The sequence below is a fragment of the Actinomadura physcomitrii genome, assembly GCF_008923205.2.
Lineage (GTDB): Bacteria > Actinomycetota > Actinomycetes > Streptosporangiales > Streptosporangiaceae > Spirillospora > Spirillospora physcomitrii.
Window position 1 is genome coordinate 1 of the sequence record NZ_WBMS02000076.1, and the last position, 20,046, is coordinate 20,046.

15 protein-coding genes and 3 pseudogenes are annotated in these 20,046 nt (G+C 66.2%); 7 read left to right on the forward strand and 11 right to left on the reverse strand.

The features are described from left to right. The first annotated feature begins 2,006 nt into the window (after nt 1–2,006). Nucleotides 2,007–3,641, forward strand: coding sequence for an ADP-ribosyltransferase (locus tag F8568_RS45400; protein ID WP_160574016.1), 1,635 nt, complete (start codon nt 2,007–2,009; stop codon nt 3,639–3,641). Here the strand turns inward: F8568_RS45400 and F8568_RS49245 are convergent, their stop codons facing one another. Both F8568_RS49245 and F8568_RS51435 read right to left on the reverse strand, forming a co-directional pair. Continuing rightward, complete coding sequence (locus tag F8568_RS49245; protein ID WP_236010145.1) at nt 3,642–4,169, reverse strand: MmyB family transcriptional regulator; 528 nt, start codon at nt 4,167–4,169, stop codon at nt 3,642–3,644. Between the two features lie 57 nt (nt 4,170–4,226). Next, nucleotides 4,227–4,514: pseudogene (locus tag F8568_RS51435) on the reverse strand (helix-turn-helix domain-containing protein); the annotation flags it as partial. 74 nt (nt 4,515–4,588) lie between these two features. Between F8568_RS51435 and F8568_RS45410 the strand changes: the two are divergent. Beyond that, nucleotides 4,589–5,941: an MFS transporter gene (locus F8568_RS45410; protein WP_236010146.1), complete on the forward strand. Its 1,353-nt coding sequence runs from the start codon at nt 4,589–4,591 to the stop codon at nt 5,939–5,941. A gap of 373 nt (nt 5,942–6,314) precedes the next feature. Here F8568_RS45410 and F8568_RS45415 read toward each other — a convergent pair whose 3' ends face one another. The 4 genes from F8568_RS45415 to F8568_RS45430 all read right to left on the reverse strand — a co-directional run bounded on the left by F8568_RS45415 (nt 6,315) and on the right by F8568_RS45430 (nt 8,357). Next, nucleotides 6,315–7,100, reverse strand: a complete 786-nt coding sequence (locus F8568_RS45415; RefSeq protein ID WP_151600398.1) for a MerR family transcriptional regulator — start codon at nt 7,098–7,100, stop codon at nt 6,315–6,317. Between the two features lie 12 nt (nt 7,101–7,112). Further along, nucleotides 7,113–7,925: an alpha/beta fold hydrolase gene (locus tag F8568_RS45420; protein WP_236010147.1), complete on the reverse strand. Its 813-nt coding sequence runs from the start codon at nt 7,923–7,925 to the stop codon at nt 7,113–7,115. A gap of 100 nt (nt 7,926–8,025) precedes the next feature. Continuing rightward, the gene (locus F8568_RS45425; RefSeq protein WP_160574019.1) at nt 8,026–8,181 is read right to left on the reverse strand and encodes a hypothetical protein; all 156 of its coding nucleotides are present in this window, start codon (nt 8,179–8,181) and stop codon (nt 8,026–8,028) included. A 14-nt stretch (nt 8,182–8,195) separates the two neighbouring features. Then, nucleotides 8,196–8,357, reverse strand: coding sequence for a hypothetical protein (locus F8568_RS45430; RefSeq protein ID WP_160574020.1), 162 nt, complete (start codon nt 8,355–8,357; stop codon nt 8,196–8,198). A 458-nt stretch (nt 8,358–8,815) separates the two neighbouring features. Between F8568_RS45430 and F8568_RS49250 the strand changes: the two are divergent. From F8568_RS49250 to F8568_RS45445, 3 genes and pseudogenes are all read left to right on the forward strand, one after another. Next, nucleotides 8,816–9,320, forward strand: a pseudogene (locus F8568_RS49250) (IS256 family transposase); the annotation flags it as partial. 66 nt (nt 9,321–9,386) lie between these two features. Beyond that, nucleotides 9,387–9,683 (forward strand): IS3 family transposase, encoded by a 297-nt coding sequence (locus F8568_RS45440; RefSeq protein WP_151600400.1) that lies wholly within the window; start codon nt 9,387–9,389, stop codon nt 9,681–9,683. Then, entirely contained in the window at nt 9,680–9,877 is a 198-nt protein-coding gene (locus F8568_RS45445) for a DDE-type integrase/transposase/recombinase (protein WP_151600401.1), read from the forward strand. Before F8568_RS45440 ends, F8568_RS45445 begins: the two co-directional genes overlap by 4 nt. Before the next feature lie 477 nt (nt 9,878–10,354). On the opposite strand, the gene F8568_RS45450 is transcribed toward F8568_RS45445, so the two are convergent. The 4 genes from F8568_RS45450 to F8568_RS47490 all read right to left on the reverse strand — a co-directional run bounded on the left by F8568_RS45450 (nt 10,355) and on the right by F8568_RS47490 (nt 16,300). Next, complete coding sequence (locus F8568_RS45450) at nt 10,355–13,861, reverse strand: bifunctional glycosyltransferase/CDP-glycerol:glycerophosphate glycerophosphotransferase (RefSeq protein ID WP_160574021.1); 3,507 nt, start codon at nt 13,859–13,861, stop codon at nt 10,355–10,357. A 1,508-nt stretch (nt 13,862–15,369) separates the two neighbouring features. Then, a complete protein-coding gene (locus F8568_RS50085; RefSeq protein ID WP_268896552.1) occupies nt 15,370–15,495 on the reverse strand; it encodes a hypothetical protein in 126 nt (41 codons plus the stop codon). Then, complete coding sequence (locus F8568_RS47485) at nt 15,495–15,893, reverse strand: aminotransferase class I/II-fold pyridoxal phosphate-dependent enzyme (protein WP_328601322.1); 399 nt, start codon at nt 15,891–15,893, stop codon at nt 15,495–15,497. Before F8568_RS47485 ends, F8568_RS50085 begins: the two co-directional genes overlap by 1 nt. A gap of 110 nt (nt 15,894–16,003) precedes the next feature. Next, the gene (locus F8568_RS47490; RefSeq protein WP_202126139.1) at nt 16,004–16,300 is read right to left on the reverse strand and encodes an aminotransferase class I/II-fold pyridoxal phosphate-dependent enzyme; all 297 of its coding nucleotides are present in this window, start codon (nt 16,298–16,300) and stop codon (nt 16,004–16,006) included. A 650-nt stretch (nt 16,301–16,950) separates the two neighbouring features. On the opposite strand from F8568_RS47490, the gene dacB reads away from it, so the two are divergent. Next, nucleotides 16,951–18,396 (forward strand): D-alanyl-D-alanine carboxypeptidase/D-alanyl-D-alanine endopeptidase, encoded by a 1,446-nt coding sequence (gene dacB / locus F8568_RS45460; RefSeq protein WP_236010151.1) that lies wholly within the window; start codon nt 16,951–16,953, stop codon nt 18,394–18,396. Nucleotides 18,397–19,092: 696 nt separating this feature from the next. Here dacB and F8568_RS49255 read toward each other — a convergent pair. Next, nucleotides 19,093–19,207, reverse strand: a pseudogene (locus F8568_RS49255) (IS5/IS1182 family transposase); the annotation flags it as partial. Nucleotides 19,208–19,452: 245 nt separating this feature from the next. Between F8568_RS49255 and F8568_RS45465 the strand changes: the two are divergent. Next, entirely contained in the window at nt 19,453–19,923 is a 471-nt protein-coding gene (locus F8568_RS45465; RefSeq protein WP_151600404.1) for an IS110 family transposase, read from the forward strand. The last annotated feature ends 123 nt before the right edge of the window (nt 19,924–20,046 follow it).

Sequence of the window (20,046 nt, forward strand, 5' to 3'; positions counted from 1 at the left end):
ACAACGCCGCCGGCGCCGCCGACAGGCTCGCACGGATCAACGTCCGCGACCTGGCCGACGCACTCAAAGCAAACCCCGCTGCCGCCTCAGCTTCAGCCGCCGCTGCCGCACCTACCGCGGCAGGAGGACCCCCAGGACCAGCGGTGCAGGCCCAACCCACCACACCCGGGCCACCACCAGCCGCCCTCCCGACCGACGGAGGCGACATCCCCCGCACCTTCATCCATCAACCTCCCCTCCGCCACGAGCCGCAACCCGTCGCCGTCGGCCACGTCGGCCGACCCAAGGCCGTGGACGCGCACTCGCCACCTGAAGCGGCGGTATCCCCGATCAGTGCAGCCTCGGACGCTCCGAGAGCCGCGTCCGGACTCCCCATGGGGAATGGCCCCGGCACCGGCCAGCCCCCCGCACGTATGACCGCCGGACCGCGCGAAACCCTCGGACCCGGCCCGTCCACGCACAACCCTTCTGCGAACGGCCCTTCCCAGGCCGCGCACGAGCGCGGCGCCCCGCCGCCACCGGAGAGCGCGGCCTACGTCAGTGGCCGTGACTCCGGCGTCCCGCACGCGATGGAGCGGCCCCCCAGAACCACGACAAGCCGCCCAGAAGGCGAAAACCCCAAACCCGGCCACCCTGGCAGCGAACAACCAACAAAGGCGTCTGAAGCAACGCCCCCGGCCACAGGCCGGACGCCGGAACAACTCGCCCAGTCTCCGCGTACCGCCGCCCAACCCCAGACGTCCCACACCGATTCCGCTACGGCAGGCACAGGAGACGTTCGCGGTGTTGGTGGTGCAAGAGAGGATGGAGCCCTCCCGTCGGCGCAGGAGTTGCAAGCGCGCGGACGTGAGATCTTCGATCGGCTCGGTGCGAATGCCCCAGTGGTCGACTTCGCAACAGAGCCAATTCATCCGCGCGCGCAACATGATATCAATGAGCGGATTCTGAAACCCTTGGTCACCGAATATCCAGGTGTTGCTAAGCGACTGGAATTCATCGGCACGCGTGAGTTTCCGCCAGGTGACGATCGACTGGCCGCTGCCTTTCCAGGAGAACGGGGGCGTATCTATTTCAACCCCAACGTTCTGAAGGCGCCGATCGCAGAACAGTCGATAGAAAATTTCCATGTCCTACCCACTGTCAATGTAGTGGGAATTGGGACTCATGAGCTCGGTCACATCATATTCGGGCTGGCTCGTGAACAACCGCAGATAGTCGCCGAACTGGAAAGTGTGATAGGTGAGGCGCTGGGGTCCCAATCTTCTTTTCGGCTTCTTGAATGGTCGAGTGGCCCGCTTAGAAGCTACCGTTCATTGGTTGCAACGCGATTTTTCCATCCTCTCACTAAGGGTGGCTTCGGGCCGCTCCAGGGTATGAGAATTAAAAGGGCCTTGAGTGAAATCGGGAGCTCAAACGCGCATGAACTGATAGCCGAGGCATTTTGCGAGTATCGGTTGGCGGAGAGTCCGCGTCCGCTCGCGTTGGCCGTCGGCCGGGTAATCGACCGTCACTTCAACGTCGACACTCGATTCTCGGGATCGTCTCCGTCGCTTCCGCACGTGGAGCCTCGCCCATCGGCCCCCAGGGCCGCTGCTCGCGATACTGCTCCGATGATTCCGGGTTCGGCCACCGGGCCTGTTCCGTCCACCTCGGCAGCGGGGGCGTCCGTTGAACCGGCCCCTCCGGCCCCTGACCTGGTTCCACCGGACGTACCGCTAGGCCGATCCGTTGGCACGAAACCCGGCCAACCGCCTGGCATGCCGGAGACCGGTCGCCCAAGCTCAGCCATGCCTTCCCAAGATGAACCGGCCGTTCATTCGCCGCCGGATATCGTCGGGAGACGTGTTGCGGCCGAGCGCCCGGCGGCGGAAACTCCGCGGGTGCCGGCCCCTGAGCCATCAGACGCGGTCGCGCACGTTCCCCATGGTGATGAGCCACCGCGCTCAGGGAATGCCAAGCCACCTGAGGTGCAACGTCCTGCATCCGACCCTTCGCCTGAGACGCGCATGCGGGACCAGTATGGCGAGTCGCTGAGCGAGACCACCTCCGATGCAGTCCGTCCCGAACGTGTGGACCCACGCTTGCACTACGGCTGGTATGAGGACGACCGCTCCGCGGCAGGAACCAGGGGCGAGGCCTCGTCCGGCGGATCGGAGGCGTCGCCGGGCCATCCCGCTGCTTCCGAGGCACGTCCTGGCTCGGAAGTATTGGGAGATGCGCCTCAAGAAGGCGGTCCTCTTCCTGGCGGCGAACTCGAAACCGCTGATCCGACCAAGCCGAGGCCGCTTCATCAGGACGAGGTCGAACCCGGCGAGGCAGCCGCCCCGTCCGGTGACCAGGTCGCTCCTTGGTCGCCTGGTGAGGAAGCCGGCGCTCCAGCGGGCGACAAGCCACCCGAGACGCAGCCGCCGGCATCGGGTCGAACGCCTGAGCCTCGCACCGCAGAATGGCAAGGCAGAGGCGACACCGACGCGGTCGGCCACCCGCATTCGGACCCGCGCAGCCATTACGTCCGGGACGAATCTGACCCTTTCACTGACGCCGGCACCAAAACTGCGGACCCGGCAGAAGGACTCGAGAATGCGGGTGCGCGCAGCGGGCAGGCCAGCGTTGCTGAACCGGGCGCCGGTGGTTCATCGCATGACCATTCCTCCGATGCAGAGCTCGGTACACCGGATGATGCTGCGTCTGCCCGCACCGCTTCAGCCCATGAGCCGCATACCGGACCAGAGAATTTCAAGCAGTTCCTGAGCGATGCCGAAGGCGAAGCATACGGTGAGAGTCGGCTGGGGCACGTGTTCCGTGACCTGCCCTCGCAGGTGCGCGATGCGGTGTACCGATATGCGTCAAACCATAAGTACGGCTTGATGATACGTGATTATGTAAGGGATCCGGGAAGGATGGTGCAATGGTTTGACGATTTGCAGTTTGGGCATCGGCAAGTGAAATGGCTGACTGCGCTAAATGATGGCGAAATGCCGTCCATAGCAAAATTGGAAGAGTTGTCTAGTAGACCGAGTGGGCTGACCGATTATGATAGGCGACTCATTCAATCCATTCTTGACTCCGAAAATCCCTCGGCCTTTCTGTGCTTGGTGGAAGATCTGGATTGCGAATGCGCTAAAATGGAGTTCCTGTTCGGTGGAGGAACTATTGACGCCTTCCTTCGTTATGTCGAGCACCTTGATGAAGCCACGCGTCATTTACTTCCGGAGCCGATTGAGGCGATTCGAGGGCTGGATGATGTTAAATGGATGGTGGATGGCCAAGGGGTTCGGCTCGGTGATCGGAACCCGCAGATTCTTGAAGGTACGGTGCAGACCTCCCCGGGACCCATGTCGAGTTCATTGGGAGTTACGCCGGGAACAAAAGCTGGCATTCATTCATTTCTTCTGCATCTGCGCTTGCCGGAAGGAGCGCAAGGGATCTGGCTTGGCCGCCAGGTTGACTTCCCCCACGAGCGGGAGCTTCTCCTCCCTCGGGGTACAAGGTATCGCATTATAAAAGTCGTCCGAGCGCTGGAAAGAGAGGCCTCTGCTCCCCCAGGGTTCGAAGGGTCCATCTATGACATCTGGGCCGAGGTCATTCCACCGGAAAGGCCCGGCCATCATTTGGAAACCGGAGGAAGAGCGGCCGGATGATCACATCGAGCGTCGCAGCTGACGCATCAGGGCGCGGTGCGTCGCAGAGTCCTCGGGGGCGGTCATCACGACCAGTTCCAGGCGGTCCGGTCCTGGCTGGAGGTAATTGGCGTACTCGAGGGTGAGCGGCCCCGCTTCCGGATGCATGAGCTTCTTGCGGCCGGTGTTCGGCCCCCGCACGTCGTGGCGTTCCCAGTTGTCGGCGAATGCTGGGCTCTGGGCGGCGAGGGTGTTGACCAGTTCGCTGCCGCGTCCGTTATGACCGTCTGCCGCGAGGGTGTCGCGGAGGCGGTGGGCGTTCCCCGCTGCGACCGCCTCCCAGTCCACGAAGAGGTCTTGGGCGCGAGGGTCGCAGAACGTGAACCAGGCCAGATTGCGCCGCCCGGCAGGCAGTTCTGAGAAGTCAGTGAGGAGCCACGCGGCCGCGTCGTTCCATGCCAGGACGTCCCGCAGCGGACTGACGACGTACGCCGGCCACGGCTGGACGGACCGCAGCAGCAGCCGCGTCGTCTCCGGAACGGCCGGCATACCAGAGGACGGTGCCGAGGGGGACGGACGCTCAGCGAGACGCCGAAGGTGACGGTGTTCGTCCCGGTCGAGGCGGAGAGCGGCGGCCAGGGCATCCACGATCTCGGGCGAAGGGCGGCGCTGCCGGCCCTGTTCAAGGCGGGTGTAGTACTCGGGACTGATACCTGCGAGCGTCGCCACCTCGGACCGGCGAAGGCCCGGGAGCCGCCGGACGCCGGTGGGGCTGAGTCCGGCGCCCTCCGGAGACAACCGTGCGCGCCGCGTCCGAAGGAAGTGCGCCAGCTCCGGCAAGCCACGTGCGGTCATGAGGACCAGTATCGATGCTCGCCGTTGGAAGCGCCCCATTGGAGGGTGGCCCTGCGAGGGCCTCCCCTCAGCGGTGTCTGGTTACCTGGACGCGTCGGCAGAAGGCTGGCGTCATGATCACAAAAACCCCCGCCCCACCAGCCAACGCACTTCCCCTCCCGTTGGCGGCTCTCAGTCTTGCGGCCGGGTTGGACGCCGGAGGCGTGGCCGTCATCAACAGCGCCCTACCCGCGATCGGTCGGCAGTTCTCCGTTTCCGCGCAGAGCCTGTCCTGGGCCGTCACCGGGTACGCTCTCGCGTTCGCCGGACTGCTCCTCGGTGGTGGCGCGCTGGCGGATCGATTCCCGCGTCGCCGGGTTCTGGTCTTCGGGCTCCTGGTGCTGGCGGCGGGAGCGGTGGTGTCCCTGACGGCCCCGGCGTTCTGGATGGTCGCGGCGGGACGTGTCGTGCAGGGAGCGGGTGCCGCAATCACGCTGCCCGCTGCCACAGCGTTGGTCACCGACGTGTATCCGGCGGGTACCGCGCGGACGTGGGCGCTTGGGATCTTTTCTTCGGCCCAAGCCGCCGCCTATGGATTGGGACTTGTGCTCGGCGGAGTCCTGACGAGCACAGGCGGATGGCGCTGGGTATTCGGCGTGCAGGCGTCCATCGCGTTCGCCGCCGTTGGAGCCGTCCAGCTGGTGCCATCCGCCCGCGTCGAACGGCCCGGACGTGTGGATGTACTCGGGGCGGGTTTTCTGACCGCGTCGATCGCGCTGCTTGTCCTTGGTGGAGACCTGGCTACGCAGGCCTCGGCTACGGCGGTGCCTGTGCTGGCGGTGGCGGTCAGCTTCGCGGCACTGTGGTGGTGGAGGGGCCGTGATGGGCGACCCGTCCTGCTCGACCGGGCATTGCTGCGGCTCGGTTCAGTCCGGCTGGCGGCCGGTGGTGCGGTCGCGTTCTATTTCTGTGTCACGGGGTCGCTGTTCTTCGTCCCGCTCTACCTGCAGAATGTCCGTGGCATGACGGCGGCCGCCTCGGGCCTGGGCATACTGCCGGTCAGCATCACGGTCGCGGGCACGGCGGCGCTCGTGGGACGGCTGATTCCCCGCTTCGGGTTGCGAACGATTCTCACCACCGGCCTGCTCCTCACCGGCGGCGGTGTCGGCCTTTGGTGCCTCACCGGCGAGCACAGCCGGTACTGGTGGCCGATCCTCGCAGGGCTGGTCATCACCGGTATCGGCCAGGGCATGGCGTTCCCCGCTCTTATGGCCACCGGCTTGCGGGACGTCCCGGAGTCCGCGCGCGCCACGGCCTCAGCGGTGACATCCACCGCCCTCCAGATCGGCAGCGGCATCGGGCCGGCGGTGCTGGTCGCGATCGGCGGAGGGAACACCGCGTTGTCTCTGGGGGGCTACCATGCGGCCTTCGCCGCTGCCGCCGCCGTGGTCGTGATCTCCGCCGCGATCGCAGCCGCCCGCGCCTGATCGTCATCGCGGTCATCACATACGTGTCACGCCGCATCGGCTCGGCGCCTACCGTGCTGGCGAATGTCGGGGCAGGGTGTTCGGCCGGTGCGGTCGTGGTCTCGGCGGTCACCGCGCGGTGCGAGGACCCACGCTCGTACCCCGGAAGGATAGCTGCGGCTACCCGGTAGCCGGCCTTGCTGACCGGCGTCCGTACGGCGCCGGGTTCCTCCAGAGCCTTTCGCCGGCGGCTGCGGCCAGCGCGCACATCTCATGTGGTTGGTCGGTGGTGACAGATCAGGGTGGCGGCGCTGGAATAGCCACCGGACGCTGAGGGCGTGCAAGCACGTCGCCTGGCAACCCTATGTCCGTCGGCGGGGCCTTTCCTCTGTTGTCAGGAAGGCGGATCCGTGGGGGCCACGCGCTCTAGCTTGGTCCAGCCGGTCCAGCCTCGCTTCTTGAGCAGCTTGATCAGTTGACGGCCCGGCGGCACGGTGTCGAACGCCAGTGTGTCCATCAGCTTGACCAGCGGTGGCTCGATGTCGGCGTCGTCGACGTAGTATTCGCCCTGTTCCTCGGCCATCCGTGTGATGTAGGCGGCTAGTTCGTCGGCCAGCTCGACCAGCCGTGGATCGTCGGGCGGCTGGTCAAGAGCTTGGCCAATGGTCCGGTAGAAGTCGATGAGCTGCGGGTCGGCGATCTGCTCGCGTTTGCGGGCTATCCACTCGGTGACTCGCTCGGGCGAGTGCGCGGCCAACAGGATCCAGCCGTCGCGTTCGGCATGAACCATCCGCTCATCGACGCCGAGTGCCCGCAATCGGTCGAGATATTCGACCACCTCCGGTGGCAGCGCCAGCTGGTCCCCGGCGGCGAGCCGGGCGATCTGCTTCCGGTGACACTGACGCTGCCGGATCTCGGCTCGCAGCCGCTCATCGATGTCCGCGACCGCCGCGGCGAACTCCTCCTCGTCGGCCTGCAGCAGCTCCCGCACCCGCGCCAGCGGCACGCCGGCTTGGGCGAGTGTCCGGATCTTGATCAGTTCGATCGCGGCGCCGGCGTCGTATCTACGGTAGCCGGAGTGATCCCGTTCGGGCTCAGGCAGCAGTCCCTTGGCGTGATAGTGCCGCACCGCGCGCACGGTGACTCCGGCGTACGACGCCAGCTCGCCGATGGTCAGCATCGGACCAGTATTCTACGGGGTGTTCCAGGACCCGGCCCGTTCGGCTGGGCCGGATGTGTTCCGGATGATCTCTCCGATTTGTGGCGCGTGGGTGAAGACCAGTGTGTGGTCGGCGTCGAGCCAGGTTGTGGCGATGTGCGGCTGCTCGCGGACAAGGCGCTCGACGCCGGCACGCCAGTTGCGATTGAACCGCGGCGCGTGCCCTTCGCCGCTGTCGCCGGCCATCGAAGTCGACATGATCATGCTGATGGGTCGGTCGATCTTCCGGTACCGGTCGAGGATCCCGGACCGGACGGCATCGATCTCGAGATTCAGGTCGAGAATCTCCTGGGCGGTGAGTAGCACCTGACGTGCGGTGCCCCGCGCAGCCTCCTGCTGCGTCGCCATCTCCTCCCACATCGCGCGAAACTCCGGCAGGAGGGCTTCGGTGATGAACGGTTCGGGCACCGGGTTCGCCCCGTCGATGAGAACAAGCCGGGCCACGGCGCCAGGATGCTCGCAGGCATAGTGCACGGCCAGGTCCGCGCCCAGCGAGTAGCCCACGAGCACGGGCGCCGTGTCGAGGTCGAGTCGTCCCATCACGGCGGTCAGATCGCTGAGGAACGCTTCGAAGGAGTACCGGTCGGCGGCCGAGGCGAGACCGTGACCCCGCAGGTCGAAGGTCACCACGTCATGGTCACGCCGCAACGACCCGGCCAGTTCGTGCAGGTCGGACTGGGTCGAGTTCAGCCCAGGGCACAGGACCAGCGGACGTCCCCGCCCGCCGCGGGACACCGGGATCGTGACACCGTCATGAAAGATCTTGAAGTGCTGCATCGCGGTCATGCCGACCATGGTGAGAGATTGCCCCTGCGTCAGGGTCAATAGCAACGCGACACGGCCACGACCGGCAACCCGTGCCGAACGATCCGTCCCGGCCCAAGCGTCAGGCGGAGGCCGCAGCCGGCCCAGACCACAGGGCCAGCTCGTCCAGGTCGGCCGGACCTGCGAGGCCCAGATGGGTCCGTCGAGCAGAGCGGTCCGGGTCGGTGGAGTAGTTCCGCTGGCCGGTGTCGAGGCGCAGCTGCGCGTGCTGAACCATCTCGGCGCCTTGTCTCAGATCAGCGACCGGCGCAGATGCTCGGGCCAGGCGGTGAACGAGGCCGCGATGGTATCGCGCACCGCCTCGACACCGTGCCCTGCCAGCGCCAGGCCGTTCTTGGCCCGAGGGCCGCCGTGGCCGAGGAGTGTCGAATGAACGGCGGATCCGATGATCACCGGCGGACGCCCTTGCCAAGACGGACGTGGGTTTGCACCAGTACATATCCCGATCACGGCGGTACCCGCGCTGTGTATCGAAGCGGTGGACGTCGGCCGCCGGTTGCTATGGCTGCACATCGTTCGGTGAACGCACAACGACGCCGCGGCCAGCGATCCGGCCGGTGAACCCGGCGTCGATGGTGGGCTGGTGATCTTCGTTGAGCATTCCGGACGGGGTTGACCGCCTTGAGGTCGCGGAAGCCGAGCGTGGTGGTGATACTTCCTGTGTCAAGCTCAGGCAGCGTAGGTGCACTGGGAGCTGCCGCGGCTCCGTGCTTGGCGGGGGTGTACGGGGTGCCGTCGAGCCGGCATCGCCAGATCACGCAGATCCATGCGGGCAAGGATTCGAATGGCGTGCGCGTGGTCTTCGCCGCCGGCTCGTGCATCGGCATGGACCTTGGCGGCCCAGGGGCTGGAGCGGCAGCGCGGCAAAGACGGTGCCGACCGAGGTCGGGCCGGTGCGGATCGAGGTGCCGCGGGACCGGGCAGGGGTGTTCGAGCCGCAGATCGTACCCCGCCGGGTCGAGGGGTTCGACGAGGCGATCGTCTCGCTGTATGCCAAGAGCCTGACCACCGGCGAGATCCGCGCCCATCCGGCCGAGATGTACCAGGTCGAGGTCTCGCGTGACCTGGTCTCGCGGGTCACCGACGAGGCGGTCGAGGAGACGGAAGCCTGGCGGGCCCGGCCGCTCGACAGCGTCTACCCCGTCGTGCTGATCGACGCGCTGTATGTCAAGATCGGCAAAGGCCAGGTGGCCAACCGTCCGACCTACGTGGCGGTGGGCATCAACGGCCACGTCGAACGCGACGTGCTTGGGCTGTCGGGCGGGACCGGCGGTGAGGGCGCTAAGCACTGGAGCACCGTGCTCGGCCGAACTCCGCAATCGCGGCGTCCAAGACGGGTGCATTGCCTGCTGCGACTGTGAAGATCATGGAGCGCCGGGCCTGTCATGTTCGGGCTATTGCCGCTGGTGAGGTGCGGCTCCGGTGCGGGCTGCGCGGGTCGCCGACGATGCGCGGCCGGCCGCACGGATCCGCGGCGTGCATGCCGCTTCGGGTGGCGTCTACGGCTCGCCGCGGGTCCATGCCAAGCTGCGGGAGGCGGGCACGGTGGTCAATCGCGAGCGGGTCGAGCAGGTGATGCGCGAACACGGCATCGTCGGCCGTCACCAACGACGCCGCTACCGCGCCACGGTACCCGCTCCGGCTGCCGCGGCGGTGCCGGGCCTGCTGCGTCGCGGCTTCAGCGCCGGCCGGGCCGATGAGCGCTGGTACGGGATGTGACCTATCTGCCGGTCGCCGGGCGGCGGATGGTCCTGGCCACCGTGATCGACATCGGCACCCGCCGGCTGGTGGGCAGCTCGATGGCCGAGCATATGCGCGCCGAACTGGTCGTCGATGCCCTGAACGCGGCGGTGCAGACCTGCGGCGGCGAGGTCCCGGGCGTGATCTTCAACTCCGATCACGGCGGGCAGTAGGCATCAACTGCGTTCGCCGACGCGTGCGCGGCGGCCGGGGTACGCCAGTCGATGGGCGCGGTCGGCTCCAGTGCTGACAACGCCTTGGCCGAGGTGTTCTTCGGCCAGTCTCGAGCGCAAGAATACGAGAACCGATCAACTACGCTGACCGCCGCGCAAAGCAACCGGTCTCCACGATCAGGGTGGAAGTCCCGCCTCACCGATCCTCCAAACACCGGTAAGGCACACTCCCACCCCCCACAGGCCCGTCCGTCCCCGCCCGGCGCCGGGCCGGTCATCACCTTGCACGGGAGCCGCCGATGCCGACCCGGCGCCGGGGCACACCAACCCACCGACGGGGCATGGCCGACGGGCACAGGCCCGAATCAGGCCTCGGCCATGCCGCCTGATCAGTCCCGACCACCCCAACACCGCTGCCGGACGGTCGTTGCCCCCTTCCGGGCTACATCTGTTGATGTATGTCTCCGCGTCGATACATCAGACCAGCCGGTCGGCGACGCGAGCCGCGGCCCGGCCGTCGTCGAAGGCGCAGAACCGCTCGACGAAGGCGTCGTAAGAGGCCTTGTAATCGGCGGAGATCGTGTCGATGTCGCGGATCGCCGCGATGACCTCGTCCGACGTCGAGAGCAGCGGGCCCGGCGCCTCGGCTTCCAGGTCGAAGTAGAACCCGCGCAGCTGATCGCGGTATTCGGCGAGGTCGTAGGTGAAGTAGACGATGGGCCGTCGTGTGCAGGCGAAGTCGAACATGGCTGAGGAGTAGTCGGTCACCAGGATGTCGCTGATCAGGTAAAGATCGGTGATCTCCGGGTAGCTCGTGACGTTCATCGCGAAGTCGCCCAAGGCAGGCCCGTGGACGTCGTCGGCCATGAGGTGGTGCCCGCGGATCAGCAGGACATGGTCGTCACCCAACTGCTCCCGTGCCCGCGCCACGTCGAGGCGCATGTTGAACCGATACCGGCCGCCACCGTGGAATTGGTCGTCACGCCAGGTCGGGGCGTACAACACCACCCGCTTGTCGGCCGCGATTCCGAGATGTTCGCGTATTCGCGAAATGCGCTCTGCGGTGTCGGGTGCGAAAAGCAGGTCGTTGCGTGGGTAGCCGCTCGTCAACACCTCACCGTCATAGCGGAACGCACGCGCCAGGACCTCGGTGCTGAACGGGTTGGGCGACAGCAGCAGGTCCCATTTGGCCACGTCCGCGGCGAGGTGGTCCAGGTAGGCGTCGCCGCTGGCGAACCGCACCTGTTCTATGTCGAAGCCGATGCGTTTCAGCGGAGTGCCGTGCCAGGTCTGCACATAGCTCTGGCCCTCGCGCTTGACGTAGTCCTTCGGCATGTCGTCGTTGGACACAACATACCTGGCCTGCGCGAGTGCGGCGTAGTAGGCGAGGCTGTTCTGCCGTACGACGATCGCGCCGTCGGGGGCGGGCGTGGCCACGTCGCGCACGACCCAGATGTGGTCGCGCTGATCGCCCCGTCGTCGCAGTTCGTCTGCTATGGCGCGAGGGCTGTCCGAGCAGGACTTGCCCTTCCAGCTCACGAAGAGGACCGCGTCGCGCAGCGGTTCGCGCATCATTCGATGGTAGGTCACCTCTCGCAGTACACGCTGGTTGAAACGGCCCCGCTCGGCGGGTTCCATGTCGTGCTCGACCACGACGATGGGATTGTCGTAGTCGGCGCACATAAAGCGATAGCGTTTGGGGCCGTACGTGACCGGCTCCTCCCGCAGTGCGGCGAGACTTGCGTGGTCGTACGTCACTGGGACCGTCTCGGCGGCACCTGGCCGGCGCACAGCGATTCGCCATTCGCCGTCGCGGATCGGCGTGATGGCGCCGTACGATTCGATCGCCGTGACGGCGATCTCGATCGTGAAGCGGTCCCCATCTCGCTCGAAGCCGAACACGTGCCGGTCCGTCGAACCATGGCGAAGCAACACCGTCTCGATGGTTTCACGGGCCGGGTCGATGATGGTGCCTCGCAGGATGAGCCGGCCGTCGGCGGTCCACTCGTGTTCGTCGATGACCGGCCGGAATGCCCGCTCGGTGAGGAGCGCGTTGCCGTAGCGCGTGGCCAGCACGGCGAACTCGCGCCCACCATGTGCGTATCGGCTCTCGATAAGCCCGTCGATGACGGCGAGGCGCACCGGCTCGTCGGCTCCGACCAGCACGAACAGCTCCCAGTGAATGCCCTCTCCGGTTCGCTCGGTACCGGCCAGCCGCTCTGCGAGTTCCACCTCCGCGGTCAGCCGGGAAAGATCGACTCGCCCGCGAAACTCGTGGTCCGTGAGTCTCTCGATGGGGAACTCCAGCGTGGCCGTGCCGCGCACGCGTCGAAGAAGGAGTTGGAGGCTTTCGCTACGAGCTGCGGCCGAGCCGATCAGCCGTCCGGTGACCTCAAGCTCGTTACCGTCCATGCGGTGACCGGTGAGAGCCGCGTCCAGGCGTACAACGTCGATCACAAGCTTGCGGCCGCTCCATCGGGCGCGTACGCGGGTCGTCGGGTCGCCAAGGCGGTGTTCGGGGCGCTGGGGCCGGCCCTGGACAGGCGTGTGCAGCCACATCGGACGCCACATCCCGCGGCCCCGGACGAGGACAATGCACCTCCACTCGCCGTGCCGCCACCGGCCGAACGCCCGGAGGCGCCATGGATCGATCGTGCACTCGAAACCGCCCCAGTCGTAGCAGTAGCGCTCCTGGCCGGATCGTACGGTGGCTTCGGGATCGAACACCGATTTCATCTGAACCAGTACCGGCAGGCTCAGCCGCCGTTGTGGCATGAGCACGAGCAGTTTGCTCGTGTGCCGCCGCTTGGTGATGCTGCGAAACTTGACGTAGCTGCGGCCGGTGACGCGCAGTTTTCCCTGGTGCCACTCGACCGAGTCGACCCGGGTGACGGGAAGCGTCTCCCGGAACGACAGCCGGAAGACACGGTCGGGAATGTTCAGCCGCGAGTCGCCGCGAAACGGCAGGTCGGCCAGGAGACGGCCGCGCCGTCTCACGGTGGGAACCGCGCCGCCCAGCTCGGTCCGTTCCCAAATCAGGAATTGCAGCAGCTCGGGCATCAATCGTCGCTCGGCGAGGTGGAACTTGAGCCTGGCCCGCGAAGTGAGCGTCCTCATCACTCGAGCGCTGACCTGGCAGGTGTAGCTGTTGACGAGGTCGAGGAACCGCTCGCGGTAGGCATCGTCGGTGCGCGGAAGATCACGAAAGTACAGGAGCAGGTCGTTGGCGAGTGCTTTGCGTTGATGCTTGCGGAGCAGCCGACGCGAGCCATGGGATCGCAGAAACTCGTCGATGGCCAGCAGCGCCTCGATCCGGTCATGGAGGTTGCCGATGTCGGTGCGCCGCTGCGTGATCGACAGGTCGCCCTGCCCACGCTCGCGCCAGTAATAGATGACGTCGGTTAGGACGTCCACGCGCCGAGCCAGGCAGTGGAGCTGGACGGCGAGTCTGATGTCCTCGTACAGCACACCTTCCGGAAACCTGAACTCGTGGGCGTCCCAGAACGATCTACGGACCACCTTGTTCCACATCGTGACGTCGTACAGAAGGCGCGGCGTCTTGGTGATGTGCGTCCCCGTACGGTCTGAACGGATCGCCCTGCTGTGCAGCGCCGAAGCGCGCACACCCTCCGGACCGAGGCGCTGGACGCCGCCGGATACCAGGTCGGATCCGGACTCCTCGATGGTGTGGACGAGCAACTCGTAGGCATTGTGCGCAACGATGTCGTCGCCGTCGGCGAACGCGAGCAACTCCCCTCGGGCGCGCTCGACGCCGAGATTGCGCGCGGCGCCCGGCCCCTTGTTGTCCGAGCTCAGCAGGACGAATCGGGGATCGCGCTTCACGTACGAGCGGGCGATATCCCCACTGCGATCGGTCGAGCCGTCATCGACCATGATGACTTCGAGATCCTGGAACGTCTGATTCGCGATGGAGGCGAGGCAGTCGTCAAGAAACTCTTCGACATTGTAGAAGGGTACGATCACGCTGAGCCGACAGGCGCGGCCCTCTGGTGCCCCACTGGAGAATGACAGCATCACGTTCCAATTCAGCGAGGAAGGTTTAATAGCCGGCTGCGGATGCGCGAATGCGCGACGCGGCTACGGACTGCAGGACAAACCGAGTTATCGGCGATACACAGAACCACTGCCAGTTTCGCCCCGTCATGCTCCGACGACCGGTCGTTGCTCGACGCCGCCTGTTCGCATCGGTTCCTGGTCACCCCTGACTACGGGCTCCGGCTCCTGCGTACCCCTCATCATCGGCGCTCCCAAGGCGGGTGCCCTGGTCTGCGCACGCCTCACCCCCCGGGCGGTGCTCGACGGGCGAGCACGCAAGCGCCCGATCCACCGGCGGCCAACCCGCGCGCGACCACGGCACCTGGTCCGCAGATCCAGCCAGGCGACCGTCTCGACGGCGTGGACGCCGGTCCAGCGACTGGAACAGATAGGCGAAGTACGTCGACGCCAAGGCGAACAAGAACACGCCCGGAACGAGGCAGTGCGTCCACGTCGGCATGGCAGCTCCTTGCGTTCGACTTCGCCCGCGAAGGGCGAAACTTTCGACTTTCTCATTTTTGCGGCAAAATAGCCGTTCAACCGTTCAGGCTCGCGCGGAAAGCGTGCCTCCGCACGCCTTGTCAACCCGATTCATCTCGCCAAGGAACCCCTTCCGGGATCGCCCTCGGCAAGAATCACCGATCCGTTACGAGTCATCGCCTAATAATGCCCGGCTAGGTTTCCATGCCAGCACAACCAGTGTTTCCGCCGCTGCTGTAGATGCCGGACGATGTTCTGAGGGACTTGCATGGGCGGCAAGGGCCTGTTGCTTCGTGCTCCGGGGTACAACGCGGTCACTCCACCGTCCAAGGCATCTCCGTCCTCTTTGAACGGTCCCGCCGAACGCCGCGTGCGCAAGTTCCTCACGGCCATCTCTCGATATTTCTCCTCGCTACGAGCCATCACCCCCGCCACCCTTGGGCCGCGGACGCGGCGAGAGAGGTCGGTCAATGACGGTGGCGTACCGCAGAAGTTCCAGGACGGTACTCCACGCGGCCACGGAAGCCGGGGCCGCGACCAGTCCGGATCTCGTTCCTCCGGACATGCCCATGACCCCCGGTCCTGTCGGCGCGAGATCCGAAAATGAGGGCCCGGCCTTGGCCGGGCCCTCATCTCCTGTCCTGCTCGGCGAAACGTCGATCGCATCTCTTGCCCCAGTGAGCCGCCTGCGGCTCAAGAGCCCTCGGGCAGATGTCCCTGTTCCCCCGACCGGCGAGGCATCGAATCGGGGGAACAGGGACCGGAAGTGGGACCGGTTGGGTGGCGGTCCCACTCACCTACTGTCCCTGAAACGGCCTCCCGGGCAACCTCGGCGTTCATTCGTCCCGCGGGATTCGCTGTCGTCGTGTCATGACCTGCTCGCCGCGGACTCCTGGCAGGCCATGGCGAGGCGGCGGAGCAGTTGCTCGCCCGAGCCGAACGTGAGGCGGACGTGCTTAGACGGGGGCGTGCATGTCGGCATCGCGGACCGCCGCGATGCCGTTGCGCAAGATAACTCGGTAGATGTCGCTCGGCGTGTTCCCGGGGCGGGTGCGGTCGACCAGCAGGGGACGCGCCGGCATCAGGTCTCACGGGCGCGGGGAGGCCGGTCGCGGCGATGCCGTCGCACACGAGGTGGCGCTTCGCCTGATATGGGAAGCGCCTTGTCGAGGCAGTCCCGCAGCCCGGTCAGGGCGGCGGCAGCGGCGCTCTGCGGGACCACGCCGCAGCAGACCGCCTCCCACTGCAAGCGGTCCTCGAGCGCGTCGATGACCGGCGGCGGCGCCAGGACAAAGCCCATTCGCCAGCTCGCGAGCGCGTAGCACTTGCTGAGGCGCATGACCATGACGATGTGCGGCCAGCGATCAGCGAAGGCCCCCACCGGCTGGTAGCGGTGGCCATCGAAGGCGAAGCGCTGCCACGAGTCGTCGGAGATTCCCAGGAGGCCGTGACGTGCCGCGATGTCGACGACCGCCGCGATCGTCGCGGCTTCGGGCGGTCAGCCTGTCGGGTTGTTCGGGGTGCACAGGAACACAGCCCGGCTGCGGGGAGTGGCCGCGGCCTCCAGCCCGGCGAGGTCGAGGAGCCCATTCACCGCACTCGCGGGACGGGACGTACGCAGGCCTCGCGGATGGCGCCGTCGAAGAAGAAGGTCGGAGTCGGCACGATCACCTCGTCACCCGCTGTGAGCACCATGCGAAGCGCGAGGGAGTGGCCGTGCATCACTCCGTGTGTGATCAGCAGAAGACGCTCGGGATCGATGCGCAGACGGTGCTCCCGCCCGAGTTCGGCGGCGATCGCCGCTCGCAACTCGGGGAGCCCGCGATTCTCCCGCGGGTCGGGCTGCTCCATCATCTGTGCGACCTCGCGCCGCACGTGCTCGGGCAAGGGAAGGAGCGGGACGCTAACGAGAGGAGGGACGCGTACGTCGTCGCGTGCGCTTTGCGGCGCGCGATCGCGCGTACCCACCGCACTCGTGATCGGAAGGCTTTTCGCTGCGGGGAGTACCGAGGGCCGGGAGTCCGCCGCATATTACATTGAGATCTCAATCTTGAATCTGGATATCTTTTTGCCATGGCAAGACCCGGGGGTCGGGGACGGTCACCCGGTCGCACTGCCGCGGCGAGGCGCCGGCGTTCGGGGGCACGCAGCTGAGCCGACGACGCCGGGCACCTACTCAGTCCGCCATGGAGAAGTGGAAGTTGCCTCGCTCGTGCGAGCCGTCCTCCCTTGCGCCGTGCCTGCGGGTGGTGACGGCCTTCGCGCGTGTGGAGAACGCGACGCCCTCGGGGCTGAGGATGTGATGGGCAACGCTTCCAGCCGCCTAACGAGTTCGCGTCGCTTACGGAACCCGCTGCAGCCGGGAGCGGCTGACGGGTTGCGGCGACGCTGTGTGGCTGGACGGTCACGGCAGAGCCAATAAGCACGCGGGCTGGGCGCACGAACGGAACCTCGCAAACGGCCCGCCAGATCAAGTCATGTGGAGGATCGACTTGCAAATGATCTCGCCACTGCGCAGGCGCAAGCCATTCATTACGATGGTCGTTCTGGCGAGCGTTGCTGGAGCTGCTGGAACAACGGCCGTGTGGCAGCTAACTGAGAAGGAGACGGGCCAAGCCCGACTGCATGCGCAACTAGGTACTCTACTGCATGACCCTCGGCTAAAGGTTGCGCATGTTGGAGCAGAAGTGCGCGACGTCAGAACGGGAAAGCTCTTGTTCACCAAGGACGCCGGCAAAGCACTGGTACCGGGCTCGAACCAGAAACTGCTCACGACCGCCGCCGCTCTGGACGTATTGGGGTCGGACTACCGTTTCTCCACCCGGGTGCTGGCAACAGCGCGGCCGGGGCGCAGAATCAAGGGAGACCTCTATCTCCAGGGGACGGGCGACCCGAGTATCCGCCAGTCGGACTATGACGCACTCGCTGGCCAGTTGGCCTCCGCCGGCATCAGAGAGATCACCGGAAATCTGGTCGCCGACGACACCTGGTTCGATGATCAGCGGCTCGGGTCCGACTGGCTCGTCGGCGATGAATCGAGTTATGAGCAGGCCCAGATCTCCGCGCTCACGGTCTCGTCCGACTCCGACCATGACGCGGGCTCGGTCATGGTCGAGGTGGATCCCGGAAGACGACACCCCGAGGTGCGACTCGCGGCGGATCCCGGGAACTTCTTCACCGTGGTCAACCGCGTCGTCCGCGGGCAGGGCCCTTCGGACATCGTGGTGCGGCGCGAGCGCGGCGGCAACACGATCGTGGTCACCGGCACGATGGCCGCGGGCGCGCCGCAACTCAGAAAGCCGGTGAGCGTCTGGGATCCCACCGCATACGCCGCCGCGCTCTTCCGCAAAGCGCTGACCGGCCACGGGATCCGGCTCGACGGATCCATCACACGGCGGGCGACGCCGCCCGGCGCGCATCGACTCGCTTCGCACGAATCGCCTCCCTTGTCGTCGCTTGTGGTCCCGCTACTCAAGCGGAGCAACTCGACGATGGCCGAGACCCTCGTCAAGGCCATGGGCGAGCAGGTATCGCACCAGGGCACCTGGCCTGCCGGGCTGGCGGCTGTCTCGAAGTTCCTGACCGGCATGGGCGTCAACGGACTGCGCCTGCGCGACGGCTCGGGACTGTCGTCGTTGAACGCGGTTTCACCGCGTCAGATCACCAGCCTTCTGGTCTCTGCCGGGAGCAAGCCATGGTTCAGGACGTGGTATGACGCCCTTCCGGTGTCCGGCAACCCTGACCGGATGATGGGCGGCACCCTCGCCGATAGGATGCGCAGCGGCCCTGCCGCCGGACGAGTACACGCCAAGACCGGAACTCTCACCGGAGTGAGCTGCCTTTCCGGCTATGTCACCGGCAGCCGCGGACGGCACCTGGCGTTCGCCTTGATGATCAACGGCCTCCTCACCGAACCGCCCACGGCTCTCGAAGACGCGTTCGTCGGCCGTCTCGCGGCCTCCACGGCAGAATTGGAGTCGTAGGCGTCCGGTCGTGATTAACGCGCCGATCGGGTGGCGAGCATTCCTCCGGTCTGGCGGTTCGGAGACTTATGGCGCGGCCTGAACGACCGCTGAAAGCGTCGAGACGGTGCCACCCGCGGCGGTGAACACCCGATTGGTCTCCAGATGCTGCCGAGCGCGCCGCTCTTTCCGCGGGGTCGGCTGGCGGTTGACCATTTGTCGGAATCAGGACTACAAGACCTCGAAGGCCTGGCAGGTGATCACATGCGGGACACCCAAGGTGGTCCTCCGGACACGATGAACTCCACCACGATCACGGTGTTTCCAACCTCAGTTGGCGTGATGGTGCAGGGTGAGGATCGCTTGGAGGATGGCGGTGAGGCAAGGCGTACACGCCTACGGGCTGCGCGGCCAGAGCTGGTCGCCGCCGCGCACTGACTCGATGCCGGCAACCGGCAACCGCGTTGCTCGGGCTTAAGGACACGTTCGTCAACGGCCCGAGCTGCTACTTCGCTCACCTCAAGCCGTTGTGGGCGCGCGCGTACCGAGATCTCGGCCGGCCCGAATACGCGGCGCGCCTCGACCTGATGACACCGATGTACCAAGATTCGTGCTATTGCCGCACCTCGCACTGACCAAAAAGTCACGAGGACGGATTGTGGATCACGGGCGTCGGTTGGCTCGTTGACCTTGCTGGAGCGTTTCATACCTGCCTGCCCGTTCGACCGGGGATCGGCCAGCGACCTGGCCGCCACCGGGCGCCTCGGTGATACACCCATCGACGGAAATCTCGCCAAGGATCAAGACCGAGCATCCGATCATAGGAGTCCAACTGTGAAGATCTTCTTTGTGCCGTCCGGCCGAGGTTCCTGGCCCGTGGTCCAACTGGCCTTGCTGCCCTTAGGGTGATCTGCCGGTCCTCGTGCCGGGCGCTGTTTGCCGCCGCTGGGCCGGCAGGTGTTTCCCGATAGGGGCCTTGCCGTTACAAGGCACCATCACAGTTCTGACCGCCCTACCGGCTCGACGACGGCCATCACCCCTGGTGTCGTTCAAGGAGCCAGATGACCCGCCGTCAGTATGCCCGAGACCGAAGTCGAGGACCAGGTTGAGGATGTCGTCCTGGGCGTCGACACCCACAAGGACACGCACGCAGCTGTGGTGACGTTGACCGGCGGCGTCGTGGCGCGCGCTTCATTCCCCACCACGGCATCCGGCTATGAGCGGATCACCGCCTGGGCGCGATCGCACGGTGTGGTCCAGCGAGCCGGGGTCGAAGGCACTGGATCGTACGGATCTGCGCTGGCACGTGCTCTGCAAGCCGCAGAGATCACGGTTCTGGAGGTCAACCGTCCGGACCGCGCAGTACGGCGTTGTCGCGGCAAGACCGATGCGATCGATGCAGAGAACGCCGCACGCGCCGTCTTGGCCGACGAGGCCACCGCGGTTCCCAAGAGCGCGGACGGGCCGGTCGAGACGCTGCGGGTATTCAAAGTCGCCAAGGATTCGGCGATCAAGGCACGCACCCAGGCTCTCAACCAGCTCAAGTGAGCTGTACCGGGTTCGGTGAAGTCCTTCAAGCCAGTCATGATCTTGGCTGGCAGGGAGGAGAATGACCGCGATGGCGGCACCACGCAAGTACCCTCAAGAGCTTCGGGAGCGGGCTGTCCGGCT

What these genes read in the sequence shown, in the direction of transcription:
- F8568_RS45400 (WP_160574016.1), top strand. Translation starts at nt 2,007, where the DNA reads ATGCGGGACCAGTATGGCGAGTCGCTGAGCGAGACCACCTCCGATGCA.
- F8568_RS49245 (WP_236010145.1), bottom strand. Translation starts at nt 4,169, where the DNA reads ATGCCGGCCGTTCCGGAGACGACGCGGCTGCTGCTGCGGTCCGTCCAG.
- F8568_RS45410 (WP_236010146.1), top strand. Translation starts at nt 4,589, where the DNA reads ATGATCACAAAAACCCCCGCCCCACCAGCCAACGCACTTCCCCTCCCG.
- F8568_RS45415 (WP_151600398.1), bottom strand. Translation starts at nt 7,100, where the DNA reads ATGCTGACCATCGGCGAGCTGGCGTCGTACGCCGGAGTCACCGTGCGC.
- F8568_RS45420 (WP_236010147.1), bottom strand. Translation starts at nt 7,925, where the DNA reads ATGACCGCGATGCAGCACTTCAAGATCTTTCATGACGGTGTCACGATC.
- F8568_RS45425 (WP_160574019.1), bottom strand. Translation starts at nt 8,181, where the DNA reads ATGGTTCAGCACGCGCAGCTGCGCCTCGACACCGGCCAGCGGAACTAC.
- F8568_RS50085 (WP_268896552.1), bottom strand. Translation starts at nt 15,495, where the DNA reads ATGCCGGCGCGTCCCCTGCTGGTCGACCGCACCCGCCCCGGGAACACG.
- dacB (WP_236010151.1), top strand. Translation starts at nt 16,951, where the DNA reads ATGGTCGTTCTGGCGAGCGTTGCTGGAGCTGCTGGAACAACGGCCGTG.
- F8568_RS45465 (WP_151600404.1), top strand. Translation starts at nt 19,453, where the DNA reads ATGCCCGAGACCGAAGTCGAGGACCAGGTTGAGGATGTCGTCCTGGGC.